At 44.0% G+C, this 17,065-nt stretch carries 16 protein-coding genes and 1 pseudogene; 6 read left to right on the forward strand and 11 right to left on the reverse strand.

Going from position 1 to position 17,065, the window contains the following annotated elements; translation table 11 throughout:
- Window positions 1-2: 2 nt before the first annotated feature.
- The 8 genes and pseudogenes from G006_RS0110015 to istA all read right to left on the reverse strand — a co-directional run bounded on the left by G006_RS0110015 (window position 3) and on the right by istA (window position 8,389).
- Window positions 3-1,487, reverse strand: a complete 1,485-nt coding sequence (locus G006_RS0110015; protein ID WP_020483053.1) for a hypothetical protein — start codon at window positions 1,485-1,487, stop codon at window positions 3-5.
- A 341-nt stretch (window positions 1,488-1,828) separates the two neighbouring features.
- Window positions 1,829-3,232, reverse strand: a complete 1,404-nt coding sequence (locus G006_RS27060; RefSeq protein ID WP_020483054.1) for a transglutaminase domain-containing protein — start codon at window positions 3,230-3,232, stop codon at window positions 1,829-1,831.
- A gap of 26 nt (window positions 3,233-3,258) precedes the next feature.
- The gene (locus G006_RS0110025; protein ID WP_081607919.1) at window positions 3,259-5,271 is read right to left on the reverse strand and encodes a multicopper oxidase family protein; all 2,013 of its coding nucleotides are present in this window, start codon (window positions 5,269-5,271) and stop codon (window positions 3,259-3,261) included.
- A gap of 386 nt (window positions 5,272-5,657) precedes the next feature.
- Window positions 5,658-5,822: a hypothetical protein gene (locus tag G006_RS29525; protein WP_200860458.1), complete on the reverse strand. Its 165-nt coding sequence runs from the start codon at window positions 5,820-5,822 to the stop codon at window positions 5,658-5,660.
- 9 nt (window positions 5,823-5,831) lie between these two features.
- Window positions 5,832-5,954: pseudogene (locus G006_RS29360) on the reverse strand (hypothetical protein); the annotation flags it as partial.
- 161 nt (window positions 5,955-6,115) lie between these two features.
- Complete coding sequence (gene istB, locus G006_RS0110030) at window positions 6,116-6,865, reverse strand: IS21-like element helper ATPase IstB (protein WP_020483047.1); 750 nt, start codon at window positions 6,863-6,865, stop codon at window positions 6,116-6,118.
- The gene (locus tag G006_RS29100; protein ID WP_235048847.1) at window positions 6,855-7,091 is read right to left on the reverse strand and encodes a hypothetical protein; all 237 of its coding nucleotides are present in this window, start codon (window positions 7,089-7,091) and stop codon (window positions 6,855-6,857) included. The genes istB and G006_RS29100 overlap by 11 nt, the downstream gene beginning before the upstream one ends.
- Complete coding sequence (gene istA / locus G006_RS26635; protein WP_235048848.1) at window positions 7,034-8,389, reverse strand: IS21 family transposase; 1,356 nt, start codon at window positions 8,387-8,389, stop codon at window positions 7,034-7,036. The genes G006_RS29100 and istA overlap by 58 nt, the downstream gene beginning before the upstream one ends.
- A 38-nt stretch (window positions 8,390-8,427) precedes the next feature.
- On the opposite strand from istA, the gene G006_RS0110040 reads away from it, so the two are divergent.
- A complete protein-coding gene (locus G006_RS0110040; protein WP_020483056.1) occupies window positions 8,428-8,871 on the forward strand; it encodes a DEAD/DEAH box helicase family protein in 444 nt (147 codons plus the stop codon).
- 158 nt (window positions 8,872-9,029) lie between these two features.
- Here G006_RS0110040 and G006_RS28820 read toward each other — a convergent pair whose 3' ends face one another.
- A complete protein-coding gene (locus G006_RS28820) occupies window positions 9,030-9,335 on the reverse strand; it encodes a YccF domain-containing protein (protein WP_020483057.1) in 306 nt (101 codons plus the stop codon).
- 612 nt (window positions 9,336-9,947) lie between these two features.
- Between G006_RS28820 and G006_RS0110050 the strand changes: the two genes are divergently transcribed.
- From G006_RS0110050 to G006_RS0110065, 4 genes are all read left to right on the forward strand, one after another.
- The gene (locus G006_RS0110050; protein WP_020483058.1) at window positions 9,948-10,928 is read left to right on the forward strand and encodes a hypothetical protein; all 981 of its coding nucleotides are present in this window, start codon (window positions 9,948-9,950) and stop codon (window positions 10,926-10,928) included.
- Window positions 10,929-10,979: 51 nt separating this feature from the next.
- A complete protein-coding gene (locus G006_RS0110055) occupies window positions 10,980-11,336 on the forward strand; it encodes a hypothetical protein (RefSeq protein WP_020483059.1) in 357 nt (118 codons plus the stop codon).
- Window positions 11,337-11,875: 539 nt separating this feature from the next.
- On the forward strand, window positions 11,876-14,170 hold the full coding sequence (locus G006_RS0110060; protein ID WP_020483060.1) for a CHAT domain-containing protein: 2,295 nt from the start codon (window positions 11,876-11,878) through the stop codon (window positions 14,168-14,170).
- A 26-nt stretch (window positions 14,171-14,196) separates the two neighbouring features.
- Window positions 14,197-15,807, forward strand: coding sequence for a hypothetical protein (locus G006_RS0110065; protein ID WP_020483061.1), 1,611 nt, complete (start codon window positions 14,197-14,199; stop codon window positions 15,805-15,807).
- Between the two features lie 186 nt (window positions 15,808-15,993).
- On the opposite strand, the gene G006_RS0110070 is transcribed toward G006_RS0110065, so the two are convergent.
- A complete protein-coding gene (locus G006_RS0110070; RefSeq protein ID WP_235048849.1) occupies window positions 15,994-16,365 on the reverse strand; it encodes a hypothetical protein in 372 nt (123 codons plus the stop codon).
- Window positions 16,366-16,492: 127 nt separating this feature from the next.
- On the opposite strand from G006_RS0110070, the gene G006_RS29530 reads away from it, so the two are divergent.
- Window positions 16,493-16,654 (forward strand): hypothetical protein, encoded by a 162-nt coding sequence (locus G006_RS29530; RefSeq protein WP_442785761.1) that lies wholly within the window; start codon window positions 16,493-16,495, stop codon window positions 16,652-16,654.
- A gap of 67 nt (window positions 16,655-16,721) precedes the next feature.
- On the opposite strand, the gene G006_RS0110080 is transcribed toward G006_RS29530, so the two are convergent.
- Complete coding sequence (locus G006_RS0110080; protein ID WP_020483064.1) at window positions 16,722-17,057, reverse strand: hypothetical protein; 336 nt, start codon at window positions 17,055-17,057, stop codon at window positions 16,722-16,724.
- Window positions 17,058-17,065 lie beyond the last annotated feature (8 nt).

The raw sequence follows: 17,065 nt of genomic DNA on the forward strand, positions 1-17,065 counted from the left end.
GGCTACGGTTTAGGAGCGTCTATTAAGTATTTGGAGATAATGTGGCTGACATTGATCAGCTTTCCCCCAATTGTGAAGTCTTTATCAATTGGGATGTCCTGAGTGTCATGACAGGCAAAGCAGTTCTTATCGCTCTTCTGGGTAAAGGATTCCATGGCCGTACTAGAGAGGGCGTCTTCGCCAGCGACTATCCCGTCATCCGACGTCTCGGTTAGACCATTCTTAAATGGTTTATTAGGCTTAAATGTTTCGCTCGGTTTGTCAAGCCACACGGCTCCTACCAAACGGTAATAGCGACGCTTGTCGGCAGTACCGTTTGCAACTTCCGTCTTGAAAAGATCTCCCATCCCCTTATTTACTGCGACGATTTGACCATCAAGTTTGTTTGCTGGTATCACCTTTTTAGTCGCATCATCTTTGCCATTGACCTTCGAGAAAGGATAAAGCCTGTAAATCGATGAGGGTATCTTGTCCGTCTTTCCTATGAATCTTTGGGTTGCTTCGTCGAACGAGGCGATTCGCTCTGCGGGGGATGAAGCCTTATTTCCTCCACCGACTGTTGTGTGCTGATGGAAGAAGAGAAAGTGGTCATCCGCATTTATTTCAGAGGTCTGCAACGGCGGTGGATTACTGTTTGGAATCGGCCCATTTGGTGCACTATCGGGATTTCCGTCTTCATCGGTATGTTCGAAGGTTGACCATATAAATTCGCTATGATTGCCAAGCACAAACACGACGTGAATTGCTACCAATGCTACTCTTACGTCGAGTGGAGGTGAACCCGTATCGATAACCACATCAGGGTCAGCACCGCTAGCCTTTTTCAGGCGTGGCACTTGCGCATCAACGGTGAAATACTTCTCATCGAGCTTGGAGCCAGCGGGAACGACCTTCCAGGCCGATTTGAGTTCTATTGCGCCTGCAGGAAACCCTTTATTTTTATCGAATGACTGTACTGCTGACTTTACTACTTTAGGGTCTGAATTAATTAAATTGTTGTCGCGTAGAAATTTCGTGAACACAAAGGGATCCATGTGAATCGCGTAATAAACTGGATAGCCATCGCGGTCAATCAAAATGCCCGCCAGATCTCCAGCCTGCGCAACCCCTGCGTTAATTTGGGCGTGCCCCGGTTGCTTATCACCCCGAGGAAGCAGCGCAAGCTTGCCAAGTTTCTGCGATGGAAACTTACCCTTCGCTGCCGTACCCAAGGCGCTTTCGATCGTATCAAATTTCGACACAAACTTAGGAAGTCCACCATCTGGATTGGTCGCGTAGAGGAATGTGCTCCAAGCAGCTTGATAAAAGGGGCAATCGTCACCTTCTGGGTGCGATTTCGGTGTCAGTGTAAGGTCGGGCGGTGAGGTGGGATGCAACCAAGCTTTATCTGGAGTGCATTCTTCCTCCGCATAGCTTCGGTTAGTCGCAAATGGTGAGATAACAGCTAAAAACAAAACAATTTTGCCGCAAAAATGTAATTTTTTCATGCCTTCTACCTAATTAGTGAAAGTAACTTTTGGAGTATCGTTCCCTAAAAAAAGGGATCAAAGAATATATTCGATTGCTCGTTGAAACAACTGTAAACGAAATCAGTTGAGTATTGATAATGCAATGAATCTTTCCAGATTTCCAAGAAAAATATTCAATCAATGGTTTAGTTTAATTGACTATCAAGATAGGTCCCCCTTTACTCCATTGCCCATCAATCTAACAGTCTGGTGGAAACCAACCAATACAAACCACCATCATTCAAACGCGGTCTAAACAATCGCTAGCTTATTGACCTGTTCATTTTTGGTAGTGGGGATCACTTTATATCTACTTAAACTCAACCTTGGCCCTCCCAATTAACATATACCTTTTGAATATGCTCTATAGCTGCCTGACGGCGTAAATAAAATTGATTTACGTAGGTTCCCTGATTTACGAAATAGTGATTTTTATTATCGGTAGTCGGTGCGTCTATCGCAATACAATCGTGTTCCGGTAAGGTTTGCCGATCCTGGCGTTGGCCGTTAAGGTCGGCAGGATAACCGGCAAACCACCTAAACCATTGGCCACTAATTAGTTTGCCATTCCAGTGTTGCGCGGCGTCTTGAGCACTTAAAGTCGATCCGGGCAAATCCAGTCCGACGAAATTATAGTTAAGCGGTTTGCCGCACTGGGTCGCGGGATTGATAGCTGGGTCATATAATTGCATGGTATTTTTTCCGGTTTGCAGCTTGGCAAATTCACCGTACATGGAATGCGCGTAGAAGTCGCCGATTGCATGGGCAGCTAAACCAAAATCGGCTAAATTGCCAGTCGCAAGATGAGTTTGCACCCGAGCCCAACCTTCGTCGATATACGCCGAATCGAAATGATCGCGAGGATCATAGGCCGCGGTGTTTACATCAATGCCCAAGCTTACTGATTTTACATACAAGCGATTCCACACAGTCATTTTGGAAAGCGCTTCATCGAAAATGCTGTTATGCACACCCGCTGCGAATGTGGGATTGAAGTTTTTCCAAAAGCTTCTTTGTTCTAAATAGGTTTGTAAGTTATCGGTGGTGTCAGAGGCTTCCGGGGTGCTGGCCATCCATAAGTGATCATTGTTAAAGACAAACACCGGAACATATTCAACCTCGGTAGTTGCCGTTTGCGGCTGGTCGCTTGCGTCGGGATTTTGCACTCTGGCGAGTGGATCGAATATTTCCCAGCCGCCGCTTTCTTTTTGATAGACCACCCAAGCATGGTCGTGTTTTTTGCTTTTTTTGGCACCCGTAATATCGTGCACCATGACGGCGCCCAGCGCCACGCGAACACAATAAGAACTTATACCGCTCTGTAACAGTAGAGCCGCAAACAAGAATGCCAAATCTTCACAGTCGCCACCGCCCAAGGCTAGCGTTTCTTCGGGAAAATACCATTGGTCAAAGCGTCTTTTTCCGGGAATATAATTTAGCGATCTGAACCACTCAAAAATAACATCGGCCCGAAAATCGAAATGGCCGTGGCCATTGGTAAAAAAGCGTAAGCGTAGCGGATCGGCTAGATTTTCTGTGGCTGCTTTTATGGCTTCTCCCACCACTGCGTTATTACTAAATGACAGGAATTCGCGGATGTCTATCCTGTAGTTTTTTATTTTAGTGCCGGGAATTGTCCGGCTAGCCGGAATAATAGTATCGTGAAAGATTTGGTCGCCTGCCCAGCGCCACTTTTGATAGGGTCTGACATTGTTAGTTTGCATGCACATAAGTAGCCCATTTTCTATTATTAGTGGGAATGATTTTTCATGAACTTCATTATTGCTGATGGAGTAACAACAAAGGGACGCATCATTTCCTGGTCTTCATGCTCAAGGATGTGGCAGTGGTACATGTAGCGTCCGGCGTGACCGGTAAATTGCGCCGCCAAGCTGAGCATTTCTGCCGTTTGGATATTGTCTGTATCGGCTTCGCGATTGCCTGGATTTACCCGAATGGTGTCCTTCCAACCTTGTTCGTTATTGGCTAGATCCGCAGAAGGTAATTGAAGTTCGAACTCGAAGCTGTATTCATCTTTTGGATAGGAGGTTTGTCCAGCAGCAAACTTGGGAGTCAGGGTATAGCGCTTTAATCCCTGAAACTGCACCAGATGAATATGAAACGGATGGGTATCCGGGCTGAGGTTGATAATGCGCCAAACCCGCCAAGAGTCTTTTTCGATGTGAATTGTCGCGGTGTCGTTAAAGCCTTTCGCGACAGTCACATACGCTGCAAGCGCAAGCGTACCATCGGGCTGTATTTCTGGAATCGCTAGGCGGATGCCCGTTGGTGTTGGAGAGCCTGTCGCAAACACTTTGTGCATATTCATACCCATCGCATCCGCCTCTGACTCTTCCATCATTTCGTGCATAAACAACATGCCGTTCTCTTCGCGCAGCACGATAAGTGTATGGTCATGGGTTTGCGGTAACTGGTGATGATCGAGGCGATGAAATTTGTCACCTAACAGTTTCATGCCCTGGATATTTTTTGGTTTTACGTCCTCACATGCAATATCAAAGCGCATCACTGCCGGATATGGGCGCAAATTGTCAGGGTCGGGTGTATAAATAGTCTCAAGCGGCTGTGGATCGGATGATCCAGATCCAAATGGTGCCGGCGCGCTGTTATAAACCACAACATGTTGCCAGCCGGCCTGTCTGACACCACCCAGATCGATTAACACATCAGCACGTTCTCCAGGGGCCAGCAGCAAACAGCCTGCGTTTGGAACACCATCAACTGGCAAGTCTATTGAATTGCCAAGTAATCCGCCGTCCGTACCAATTTGCTGCACAAACTTGGCCGGTAACACCTCGGGTACCTGTTGCGCTTGAGATTTTAAGCCCATGAAATGCAATCGATAGAATCTTGCATTGGAACCATTGACGATACGCAGTCGATACAATGTCGGTTCCACGCGGGCATGCGGCCACAACTTACCGTTTACTAAAGTCGCTGGCGCAAAACACTCCATAATGTTTTCTTGCACCTTATGGAGTAGTTGCCCGGTCAGCAGGCCATCGCGGTCGCCGTTAACCGTGTCAAAGTTTCTATCCTGAATAACCAGCGGCAGCTCGTGTTTGTGTGTCGGCAGGCTCAGTTCATGCTCAATGGGATGACGCACTAACCACATACCGGCAAGTCCAGCGTACACATTAAAGCGTGTCACGCCCATCGCGTGGTCGTGATACCAAAATGTGGGGGCAATGCCGCCGGAAAATTTATTGCTTTTGTCCAACAGCCAATATTGTTCTACCGGGAAATCATATACTTTCTCGGCAATTTCGCCGGCGCTTGCCATATTGTCAGTCCAGCCATCGCTGTCGCCTTGGGCCGGAGCGCCGTGCAAATGGGTCACTGTCCAAGCGATTAAGGTATCGAGGCGCGTGTCCTTAGCCGCGTTTTCGTTGCCCGTATAGAGCATTGGCAAGTCTGGATCAGGATCAGGAACCACATAGCTGGCGAAGGGGATGTTTGCGGGACCAATAGCGGTGGAAAGTTGGTTTATATATTTGACGCGAATCCGCTCGCCGGTATTAACCACAATGGTGGGGCCTGGGACGCTGCCTTCATAGCTCCAGAAATTGGTGGGGGGCATGGTGCCGTGAACTTTTGCGCCAACCGGTTGAAGCTTTAGCGAAACTCGCCAAGGGTCGAGTGGTGGCGTACCGACGGGTGCGGACGGCAGCATACGGACTGGAAATGTTAGTATTTCAGTAAATAAATATTGTGCGTAGATTTCTGAAAGTTTGATCGGCATAAGTTAACCTAGGCTAAGGTGTAAAATCGCTAACAATACAAATAAGAACTGAGCGCATTTAGACTAGATGTTAACCTGAAAAAATACAATGACTCTTATCAACCAAAACGTACTAGTACATTTGTACTGTATAAGTATTTTGAAAGTACTTTTAATCATGAGCGCAAAGTGGTAACCCTAGAAATAAAAGCTTTGCAATTCCTAAATCCACTCAAACAGGCCGTGTATCAGTATCTGTCGGCTAATCTTGTGAACGCTCATAAGTGAATACCTGCTGATTATTCAGCACTGATTTATTTCCAGCAAAAGCGGCATACCTAAAAATACAATACCCTAACTCGGAGCCACGTTAATTGTTAAGGCTTCGTGATTACTCTGATTTCAGCTCAATGGCCTTGTTTTGCAGGTTTTTGTGAAAAAAAGAAGATAAAACAGGCCATTAACACAAATAATGTTGCTGATGCCGAATAACGACTGAATTCCAAACCACCCTTACTAAAAGGCTTATCCAGAAAATCGCCGACTACGGCTCCCAGTGGCCGGGTGAGAATAAAGGCTGACTAAAACAGAATTGTGTGTGAAATTGCTGATTTGTGATTGGCCACCGCAATGATTACCAACATCAAGCCAAAAACAACGGCGCTGCCACTGTAGCCAAGGCCAGCTGAATCTGCCGTCCAATCACCGAGTGTAGTTCAAAAGGTTTGAGAAAACATGATGGTGATCCAGTAAAACATTTCAGCTTTCGGTGAAATGACTGTATCAACCGCTGTCAAACGGCTTAGAAAACTTTCCAAAAGTATCCAGGAAAGATCGTCGAAAAGTTTGCAGTTACAGCGACGGGTTATTGGTTTTCCACCGCCTTTTTTCGTTGCTTGAATCGATAGGAATCATTGCCGGTTTCCAAAATATCGCAGTGGTGGGTAATACGATCTAAAAGCGCCGTGGTCATCTTGGCATCGCCGAATACCTGAACCCATTCGCCGAAATTGAGATTGGTGGTGATGATCAAGGATGTTTTTTCATAGAGTTGGCTGATCAGGTGGAATAGCAAGGCGCCACCGGATGCGGGAAAAGGTAGATAACCCAATTCATCTAGGATGACAGCATCCATGGTGGTCAGTTGCTTCGCGAGATTACCGGCTTTGCCCTGCTGTTTTTCTTTATCCAATTGGTTGACGAGATCGACGGCGTTGTAGAAGCGTAACCGTTTGCCTTGGTGAATGGCCGCCACGCCCAAGGCCGTTGCGAGATGGGTTTTACCGGTGCCAGTACCGCCGACTAAAATGAGGTTGTAGGCTTGATCCATGAAGCCAGCGGTCGCGAGCTGTTCGATTCTGGCTTTGGGCAGCGGTGTTTCTACCCAGTCAAAATTCATCAAGTCACGATGGATGGGAAAGCGCGCCGCTTTGAGTTGATAATTTAAACTGCGCGCCTGGCGATCCGCTTGCTCCGTGGCAATCAAGCGATCCAACCAGACTTCCGGCATAATGGGTTTTTGTTGAAGTCCATATTCGGCTTGCCATTCGTTCCAGGCAGCGGCCATACCGAACAGATGCAGGGTTTTCAGTTGCGCAGCGCGATCAATGGACATGGCGTGCGCTCCGTAAGGTGTCGTAGCGACTGCAATCGGCGACGGGTTCGAGCGTGAGTGTGGGTGTCGATGCCGGTGTATTCGTCAACGGTTTTGGCTGAGCAGCTTCCGTTAGGCGTCGCATTTCATTGAGTACGATGGCCGCGCTAATCACGCCGGTTTGCAAGGTCAGATCACAGGCCACATCCAGCGTATCCAGACCGGTTTCCCCCAGGTCTCTCGCCACTTGTGCCCTGTGGGTATTAACAGCAGATCGACAAAGGCTCTATCGCCCCTATCTTGTTTAAGGATACGATCACGCACCACCTTGATCGATACCGGCAAATCCCAGGTCACAAACGGTGCGCCATGGCGTAATGCACCGGGCTTTTTCTCCAATACCGGCAAATAGTGCCAAGGATCACAGATTAACTGATCTCGCCCAAAGCGACGTTCATGGTCGGCAAGCACTTTACCATTCGCCACCATACAGACGCGATGAGCCGTGAGTCTTACCGATACCACGCGATTGGCCCAGGCTGCCGGGACACTATACCGATTGCGATCAATACAGATCAGGCACTGGCTGGATACTCGGCGCATCGATTCCACATAACCCTCGAAGGGCGCCTTGATGGGCAGTAGCACTGGCCGCTCTTCCGCGAAGCATTCCGCTGTTGAGCGGCTAGTCTGTTCGGGATGCGGTCGTGCCGACAGCTCCTGGCAACGTCTTGCCAGCCAAGCATTCAACTCGGCAAAGTTGGCACAATGCGGCAGTGGCGTGAATAACCATTCGCGAATATTGCCGACCTGATTTTCGACCTGCCCCTTCTCCCAGCCCGCTTCCGGCGTACAGGCTATAGGCTCAAACAAATAGTGATTGGCTAAGGTGAGGAAACGGCGATTAAAGCGCCGCTCCTTGCCAACAAAGATCGCATCCACCACGGTTTTCAGATTGTCGTACACCATGCGTTTGGGTACGCCGCCGAAGAACGCGAATGCCTGATTATGGGCGTCCAATACCATTTCTTGGGTTTCACGCGGATAAGCAATGACAAACATTTGCCGACTGTAGGTCAAACGGAAATGCGCCACCTTGACGATTTGTTCCACGCCGCCAAGCACGGCCGTTTCATGACTCCAGTCGAACTGGCACGTTTCACCAGGTGGGAAGCATAAAGGCACGAAGGCCTGTTTGGCGATGGGTTTGCCAGAGTGATTTAGCTTCCAGTCTTTGACACGACGCTGCACCGCCGTGTACCCACCGATATAACCTTCAACCTGCAAACACTCGAATAGCCTTTGAGCGGTACGTCTCTGCTTGCGAGGTAAGCAAGCGTCTTTTGCTAGCCAGTCATCTAGCAGCTTGAGATAGTCGCCTAGCTTCGGGTGAGGTTGCTCCTTTCGGATTGGATAAACCGGCTCTTCGAGTGTATTGAGGTGCTTACGAATAGTGGGACGGGACAGCTTGAACAATTTCGCCAAGGCGCTGACGGTGACATTCTCAACAAAATGCAATCGCCTGATTTCGGTTATGACTTCCATTTTTATCACTCCAGGTTTCTCCGGCAAAAAGCCGGTCATTGAACAACCTGGGGTGGAAACTTTTCAACGCTCTTTTCCCCAGGAACCTGGAAAGCTTTGCACGCCGTTTTGCAGTCAAAGAGGCTATTGAGCAAGGATTATATGGTGAATACCTGGCTGATCCGATTGAAGGCACTGAATACGGTACAACCACTGCGCAGTTGATTAAACGTAAAGGTCATCCTTTTATTCGTTCCTTTGCGCATGGTGGTCGTAACTACAGAATCAATTTTCAAAAGGCATTTAATCTTTCTGTACTCACTGCTAATCCCGGTTACGGTAAAACCTTTGCTATGCATCCAAAAGTATGGCAATTGTACAAACAGGGTGAATATGTCTGTTTGGTTGTGCCAACGACAAAACTAATGGAACAATGCGCGAACGACTTGATGAAGCATAATGCTGGAATTGGCTGTTACCAAAGATGGGTACACATTGTTTAGCAGGTGAATATGAAATCAATTAGCAGCTGATTTTATGCGTTAATTCCATTACGTCTAAAAGAATATATGGTGTAGACAAACTAACATATAGGGATCAGTTGACTAACAAACAGTGGCCCTACCCCCAGTACATTTTTTCACGTACAGCTACAAATCGATCACATTTTGTCTGAATAAATCGCATCTACTAATCGCTTAAACCAGTTAGGTCGGAATATTACAATCAGTAGTCCTATAGTACTGGTAACAGGAATCGGTACAACGCTAACAGCCATCAACACGATCAGGACTAAGGCCGTTTTTATTCTAGCAACGGTACTACGCATGAGATTACCTCTATCATCTGATTTAGTCGGTAAAATGCCAACAATGGTCATAAACGCTACGATACCAACTAGCCACCAAGCGAGCCCCATAAACGCGCCGCCCAATATGAACCAGAAGAAGTTGCCGATTGTTCTCATGCGTATAGCTCACTAATGTAATAACCGGGGCTTGATCTTACATTGCAATGCGCTATTTTGGGAGGTATTGACCTTTACTGCCTCGGTACGAGCCGTATACGACAAACCTATTGATGGCGGCATTTGAGCGGAATACAGACATTCCTTCGCAACTAATCAAAGTCATTAATATTTTTATTGTCCAACGACTTAGTACGTTTGTACTGGTACGAATGTAACGTTGATTAGTGAAACGATTTATTACAAGATAAATTCAGATTTAGATTTAATTGAATCGGTGTTATCCAATCGTTGTAGTCCGTCGTCCGCAGTGATTAAATGGCGGCGATATGGCTATTAGCGACCATAATTTCTGTTAACAAAATGATTCACAGGAGGGATAACCCTATACTAACAGGCTGTTGATTTTTGCAAAAAACGAATTGTTGCACACTAATTTAGTGTTTTATTTTTAAAGACTGCGCCATATATTGTGATGAGCTAGCACTAAAAATCAGTTTTTCAACAGACTGCTAAACAATCTGTTATTGCTCAAATAAGCCTTAGTTTCGAGGCATACGGATACTAAATCAATTACTTTTAGCCAACAGACGAAATTAACTAGGAGAACAAATGTTTAAATCCGTATCAGCTGGAAAACTAAGTAATGAAACCTTTAAAAATGGGGTTTCTTTAGTTTTAGTATTGTTTTTAACGGGGTGCTCCAGTATCAGCCTTGATGCTGCCAAGTCGTTAAGTGTAACTGGCAAAAATGTTGCCACTCAAACGCAAGAAAACATTTTCGTATCTGACAATGAATATCTTCGCGCACGAGATTCAGAGGCATTAATGCATGGCGTTAGCGGGACTGTGGGTTTGGAGAGCTACAATAATATCCTTGCCCTTTTCAGCAATATACATCAGGAGCTTTTGACGCGCACAGTTGTATTTGAAAAACTTAGTGATGTTTACGATTCATTTGGTGATCTCGCTGGATTAGAAGCATCAAAGGAAACTCAGGCCGCTTTAGGAAACCTCGGGGGCGCCATTAATGAATACGCCAAAGCAGTAAACAGTAAGCCACCTATTTCATCTGATACTACAGCAGTAATATCAGAGATTGGTGGACTCATAGCTGAAGAAATTCAAAAGGCAAAAATTAAAGAGGCGAGCAAGCAAATTCGAAGTAATCTCGAGGAATTTTTACAACTTCTAGAAACTCCTCTCGTCCGTGAGCAAATGAATGGATTTAAACAGTTTTTAGCGTCTGATAGGAAAACAGCAATAATCACATTATGGAATGCAGGACTGTATGATCCAACACCTCTCCTCAACGACATAGGTGCGGATGTGGGTCTAACCGCACAAAAGGATGCATCAAAGCTGTTAGCATCAAGCCCGGTACTTACAGGTGCAATGGGAGAAATAATCGACAAGCGGCTTACGCATAAAAGCGAGTTAATTGAACGTTCATATGATGTCAGCCTTTCATCAATAAGAAACTTAATTGCTGAGCATAAAAAACTTGAGGAAGGCCAAGAGTTGGATTTAGCTCGTCTGCGAGAAATTGTGTCCAGATTAAAAGGGATAGCGGCTCTCCTGGCAAAATCCTAATTTGCTGAGTTATACCACCATTCAAGTCGCTAAAATATTTGGAGAAAATCGATGACTACAATTTTTCATGATGGCAAGTTAACTAGAGACGAAGCTCTCGGAAGTTTACGTCTTGCCGCGCAGCGTGCAACTGAATCATTACCAGCAGCACTCTCTAAGTGTGAGAAAGAAGAGGAAAAGCATAAGATTATTGGAGATCGAGATATTATAGTTCTAGCTTATCTCAATTCTTTGAATAAATCACTTTTACATACCGGACCTTTGTTTGAGGAAACAGCCTCAAACCTTGAAAAGGAAGCGGAGATAGTTGGGGAAATGGCAAAGAGTCTTAAAGACACTACTGAGGCAATCAATTTATTTGCTGGACTCCTACAACTTGCCGCTGCTTTAGCTGTTGCGTTTGCATGAACAAAGCCCAGGTTTTACGAATTAAAGCCGAAAGTGCTGTGTCATTTATAAAATACACAGCCTAACAAATGATTAACCTCCGCATATGTATTGAGAAACTTGAACTACATATGTGAAGGTTTCTCATAGCGTTATGAATGAGCAATTACATATTTAACCAGTCATTCAAAAAGCCGCCTTGACAGACCGGTATTGATCTGCTCTTTGAATTCGCAACTCTCGATAGTTGTCGTTGAGGATTTTTTACCAAGCTAAAGCACTACCCGACCAATAGCCGCCGTTCGACTAATTATTACAGATGTCTCCTTACTGACAGAGGTAAGGCAGATAACTTCAGAAACTGAATTAATAGACAATCAGATTAAAGACACATTTAAAGCAATTACCATTCCAGGGCTAAATTAGGCTTGAAGTTACTCTTTTGTTTTTCATTGATAGACTGCTATTGCATTTAAAGGGGTTCTTTTACTAGAACAAAAAACTATCAAGACATACCCCTTTAAAAACTTGAAGTGCTCAGTTCCAATCTGGAGATATTTATGAAAGGAATAATAAATGCGATCAAAAATGCCTTAAATGCGATCAATGAGCTTCTTAATATGCCCATTGACCAAGTCAACAGAATACATTTAAGAAATCTGTACTTCAGATATGATGTGTTATTGAATGAGATCCAAGTCCTAAACTTAGACAGTGAAATGATAAATGTCAATGATGTTGTAGTTGCATTATCCGTCGCAACACAACATCTCGAGAAATCTAAAATTGATATTCTGGAAATTTCTGATGCTATTAATAAAGCAGAGCATGCGATTCAAGCAGTAAATTTAAGGATTGAATCTACAATATCTTTTTCTAGAGGTTCTTCTAATCCCGACATAGAAACTTCAATAACCTATAGCGATAATACCCGAACAATAAAACACCACAAGAAGGATGATTTTAGCATTCCCTTTCTGGATCATGATCTAAAAGTTGGTCCCCGGCTTAATTTAAATAAACCTAATCATCCAGTTGAAAAATTGACGAAAACAGAAAATGATATTGATCGCATTTCTACTTTAAATACAAACAACGAAATTGTTAAAACACTTAACTCTTCAGAGGGTCGTTATTTCAATGCTGGGTTCTTCTCTAGCAAATCTGAAAGAGCCATTATTGCTAAAGATAAACCACTGGTAAGGACAGTAAATAGCTATCAGCTAGGAGTAAATATAGGTCGGTCATGGGGATTAGGTGCGGCGGAAAAGCAATTTCCCGATGATATTTTAAGACAGGAATTTAAAAAGAATCCTGTCTTGCAAACATATCTAGTGGTGCGCTCATTCACAGTTAAACTACCCATACCTTTTCAACCTCTAATTCTTGCGGAAAAAGGCGACAGCGAATTGTTGTTTTTCCCTATAGAGTTTCCTGGCATAGGTCGTCATGCCATAGAAATTGACATAATTTATCAGGGGAATCTGCTCCAATCTCGCCGCGTAGAAGTTTATCTTGTTGAAACAATAGATGAGACACCACCCGAGTCGGCCTGGCCTGTGCAAGATTCTTATTTGACGTTTACTCGTACCGATGCGTTGGATGCTGAATCTCTAAAGACGATTGCTAAACGACCTAGACAATTAACAATTGTTGCAGAAAAGAGCTTAGATGAGCACTCGATTGGTTTGCGTTTTTATACGATAGAAAACACAAAAGAACAGTCTATAGCCTTTGAACAGTCAACTTTATCGGATACAAATTTGGCTACAATTTTGGGCTACGTTCGAGCACAACTTGAAGATGTCATGAATTATTATGCTGGTACGATAGGGGGTAATGATGAGCAACTCCGTAAACCTTTGGCTAAACTGGCTAATGCAGGTTACAGCTTTTATTGTTCACTATTCCCTGGTTTAAGCAATACTATTAATGAGAGACAGGAAATCCTGCTACTTAAAACAAAAATGGTAGCGGGAATGATTATTCAAGTTGCCCCCTTATCTAAACAATTAAGTATTCCCTGGGAGTTATTATATGAACGACCTATGATGAGTTTTCATCAAACAAAAACTAAACTTTGCTCATCCTTCCGCAGCCACGGAAAAAACTGGCAGGATTGCCCTCACCATGATGATCCGTATGTAGTCTGTCCACATGGCTTTTGGGGATTCAGGTACATCATTGAGCAATTGCCCTGTCGATTGGAGCGTAGCCAATTGTCGGGATCGACATTGCCCTTGTATATTAAAAATCACATCCCGTTAAATATATATGCTCTCAGTAATCCGAATTTAAGTAATTGGATCGATCATAAGGAAAGGCTCATGAATCTTGCCAGCTCACAAGAGCTCACCCTAAGGGATTGTGATCAACTAGATGAAATCTTTGCCGCTATGAAGGAGAAAAAAGTGAATATCTTTTATGTCTATGCTCATGGTGGTAAAGATGTAACAAATAGACCTTGCTTAAAGCTCGCCACCGACAATACTTTAATAACAGTAACTGATTTAAATGCCCAAAAAATTAGCTTCAGTCAAAACTCACCATTATTTTTGTTAAACACTTGCGAGTCCGCTGACTATACGCCAGATGACTTTGAGAGCTTTATCCAGTTCTTTTGCAGCCGTGGAGCCGCTGGGGTTATTGGCGTTCAATGTGATGTAAAGGAGATATTGGTAAATTCAATGATGACTTGTTTCCTTGCTAGTTTCCTTAAACAAGAAACAGCTGGTGAGGCACTGCTGGCTGCTCGAAAATCTTTGATGTTTGCTGACAGGCCCGATCCCCGGGGGTTAGCTTATAGTTTGTTTGCCGCCGCTGATTTGAAGCTGTCTACACGTGTTATTAATTAAAAAGCGAATTTAGAGGATGCCTCATTATGAACAGTTTATTAAAATATTGGTTTTTTTTTATCTTTTTCAGTTCAGTTTCGCTAGCGAGGGCAGAAGAAGAGTTGATTGTAGAGAAAACTGATTATCCATTGATAATTAAAGGCATTTTCGATGATAAAACCGCAATTACCCTTAGTGGCACTGTGCGCATCACCCTTAAAGCCGGGGATGTCAATACTAAAATATATGCTGTAGGCGACAATTTGATAGATGGCGATGTTACGATTTTCAGGGATAACATCAGCATTCCTGCAATTTCGCTAACCAAGGACCAACCTCAAGATATAAAGATAACCATCAATAATATTAACCAGATCGGTAATTTTACAGGCAACTTAAGAATTTGGACTCAAAGCGAAGGCTATGATAAAGCATTACTAATTCCAATCAAGCTAAATATTGCCGAAAAGATACAAGTGAAACCCTTAAACGAGAATATATCGTACCAAATAACACGATGTGATTGGTCTTTTGATTGTTTTTTAGCCAAACTTGTTTTGCCAGAGAGTGAAACCGACAATCAATGGCAAGTAGGACTAAATAATCTTACAAAACAAACAGAGGTTAAGGTTACTGAAGCTAATCTAGCAATTATGAACGACAGTGCGATTCTGCCACCGCAAGTAACCAATCCTAACCAAATACTAACTACTGATTTAAACTCTATCCCTGTTAAATTTGTATCTGATTATATACCGCCAAACAGTTATAAAGGACATTTGCGATTTTCGGTAGCTGGATTAGATGATCCTGTTATTATTCAGACAAACTTGAGTGTTCGCGATGGCCCGTTTTTGGCTTTGGTTACAATTTTAGTTGGTATCTTGGTTGGACGCATGGCGCGTGATATGGAATCGCCCATTGCCCAAAAACAGACGAGTTTACTACCTCGTTGGTATAAGCTGCAGTACGATGGATTCTATAAGATTTTTGGTCAATCCGTTCAACAATCCCTCCGAAAAGATTTGCTTGGTGCCAGAGAATCTATTGACTCAAGCTACGACACTATAGAAGTAGCATCCAAGCGCTTGGATGAATTAGCTTTCAAAGTTGACTTTTTTCTGGACCTTCAAACTATTGAAGATGACCTACCGGATGATTTACAAAAAGATCATTTCATTGAGTTGATTGATAATTGTCGCAAACAAATGTTGGCAGGTAAAATTGAAGACGCAAATAACAGTAAAAAAGCAATCTTTTTAGAAATTGTTAACTTAAGAAGCGATGGGACTATGGGCATGAGGGAAGATGTTAAGGCTGCAATTGCTAGGATCAGCTCATTTACCGATGAATCAATGAGTAATGCAAAGAACGTATTAGACAAAGCAATAAAGTTTCAGAATAGTTTATTGCGTAGGTCGATGGTCGGCTTATCTGGGGCATACGTGACCGCTGAGACGCGGTACTGGATATTTCGGCCGTTAATTTCATTGTTGATTCTTGTTTTGCTTATGTTACTCGGTTTACAGACACTCTATGTTAAATCCGGTTCAACTTTTGGCTCGGGTGGTTTGTATGATTATCTGGGGCTATTTCTGTGGGGTATCTCAGCCGATGTGGCACAGCGGACGTTGTTTAACCTGCCTCAGAGCAAATGAACAATTGCTTTAAGTAGATTCTTTGCCATTTAATTAGCAATTAGCGTTGTACCGATTCCTGTGACCAGTACCATAGGACTATTGATTGTGATATTCCGACCACACTGGTTTAAACATCTGGTTGATACCATTTATGCTGACAAGCAAATGTAATGTAGCAACAGTGCTGTTCTAATGATCGTCATATTAGTTTGCAGCCGATCTGCGCTTCTCAATCAGCTCGTTGCGTTGCACAGTCCAATGAACACTTGCAGCTTGTTCCGTGATGCTGCCGTCATTGACCAATCGACATAACCCTAGATACAACGCATAAAGATTGATGATGCCTTCATCATTTGGGTACTGCTTAAATAGCTCGCGATGTTTGCTACTACTCTCCGCATTGCAAAATTCACCCGGAATCGGAAGAAAGTCAATTTTGTCGCCATCGCCTAGTGCTGCGTTTGCATCTAATGCAAATAGCAATAATGTCATGAATACAATTTTGTTAGTCATGGACGTTTCGTTGTCATGGTGATAACCAGTAGATATTCCTTGGGCCAAAGCGTGTTTTGTCATCGGACAGTTTTCGTTCTTTCCGTTTGGTCAGGAAGCAATTAGTCGTCGCGAATTGAATCAACACGATGACATTGGCACAGGCGCATTAGGCCTACTCGGCAACCTGATTTGGTTTATATTTGCTGGCTTGTGGTTAGCAATCGGTCACATCATTTCCGCTGTCATCAACTTTTCTACGATCATTGGTAATGCAATGTACCCGTGGCTTGCCATTTGTTTCAGCGAAGCCATCATGAGGGCATCGCGTTCTGGGTGCTGTAATTGTTCAGGGTTAACCTGTAACCAGTAACGCCGAAGATCTGACAAATCGATGCGTTTACGACGTACTGCCTGTAAGGCCAAAAGAAATTCGGCATTCACGCTACGGCTTCCTTGGTTTCTGTCAGATCTTCAAACGTGGCAGATACCATTTCGATGTGGGATCTATTGGTTTTACTATTAGCGCCGGATTTTCTTAGACGGATAACTCGTCGGAATCCGGACAAAATGTTGTAATCAGCATTCGCCGTGAAGAAAATCAGCTGCACACCAATTTCTTTGGCTAATAATCGCTGCACATCAATGAGAGCACGGGTCTGAACTTTGGCAAATGGGTTGTCAAGAATAAGTGGCCCGCCTGCAAAACGGCGTGCAAAACTTTCCAGGTTCCTGGGGAAAAGAGCGTTGAAAAGTTTCCACCCCAGGTTGTTCAATGACCGGC

The organism is Methylomonas sp. MK1 (genome assembly GCF_000365425.1).
GTDB lineage: Bacteria > Pseudomonadota > Gammaproteobacteria > Methylococcales > Methylomonadaceae > Methylomonas.

Bases quoted from the DNA above. Each gene is read 5' to 3' on its own strand.
- G006_RS0110015 (WP_020483053.1), bottom strand. From the start codon at position 1,487: ATGAAAAAATTACATTTTTGCGGCAAAATTGTTTTGTTTTTAGCTGTT.
- G006_RS27060 (WP_020483054.1), bottom strand. From the start codon at position 3,232: ATGCAAACTAACAATGTCAGACCCTATCAAAAGTGGCGCTGGGCAGGC.
- G006_RS0110025 (WP_081607919.1), bottom strand. From the start codon at position 5,271: ATGCCGATCAAACTTTCAGAAATCTACGCACAATATTTATTTACTGAA.
- istB (WP_020483047.1), bottom strand. From the start codon at position 6,865: ATGTCCATTGATCGCGCTGCGCAACTGAAAACCCTGCATCTGTTCGGT.
- istA (WP_235048848.1), bottom strand. From the start codon at position 8,389: ATGGAAGTCATAACCGAAATCAGGCGATTGCATTTTGTTGAGAATGTC.
- G006_RS28820 (WP_020483057.1), bottom strand. From the start codon at position 9,335: ATGAGAACAATCGGCAACTTCTTCTGGTTCATATTGGGCGGCGCGTTT.
- G006_RS0110050 (WP_020483058.1), top strand. From the start codon at position 9,948: ATGTTTAAATCCGTATCAGCTGGAAAACTAAGTAATGAAACCTTTAAA.
- G006_RS0110055 (WP_020483059.1), top strand. From the start codon at position 10,980: ATGACTACAATTTTTCATGATGGCAAGTTAACTAGAGACGAAGCTCTC.
- G006_RS0110060 (WP_020483060.1), top strand. From the start codon at position 11,876: ATGAAAGGAATAATAAATGCGATCAAAAATGCCTTAAATGCGATCAAT.
- G006_RS0110065 (WP_020483061.1), top strand. From the start codon at position 14,197: ATGAACAGTTTATTAAAATATTGGTTTTTTTTTATCTTTTTCAGTTCA.
- G006_RS0110070 (WP_235048849.1), bottom strand. From the start codon at position 16,365: ATGACAAAACACGCTTTGGCCCAAGGAATATCTACTGGTTATCACCAT.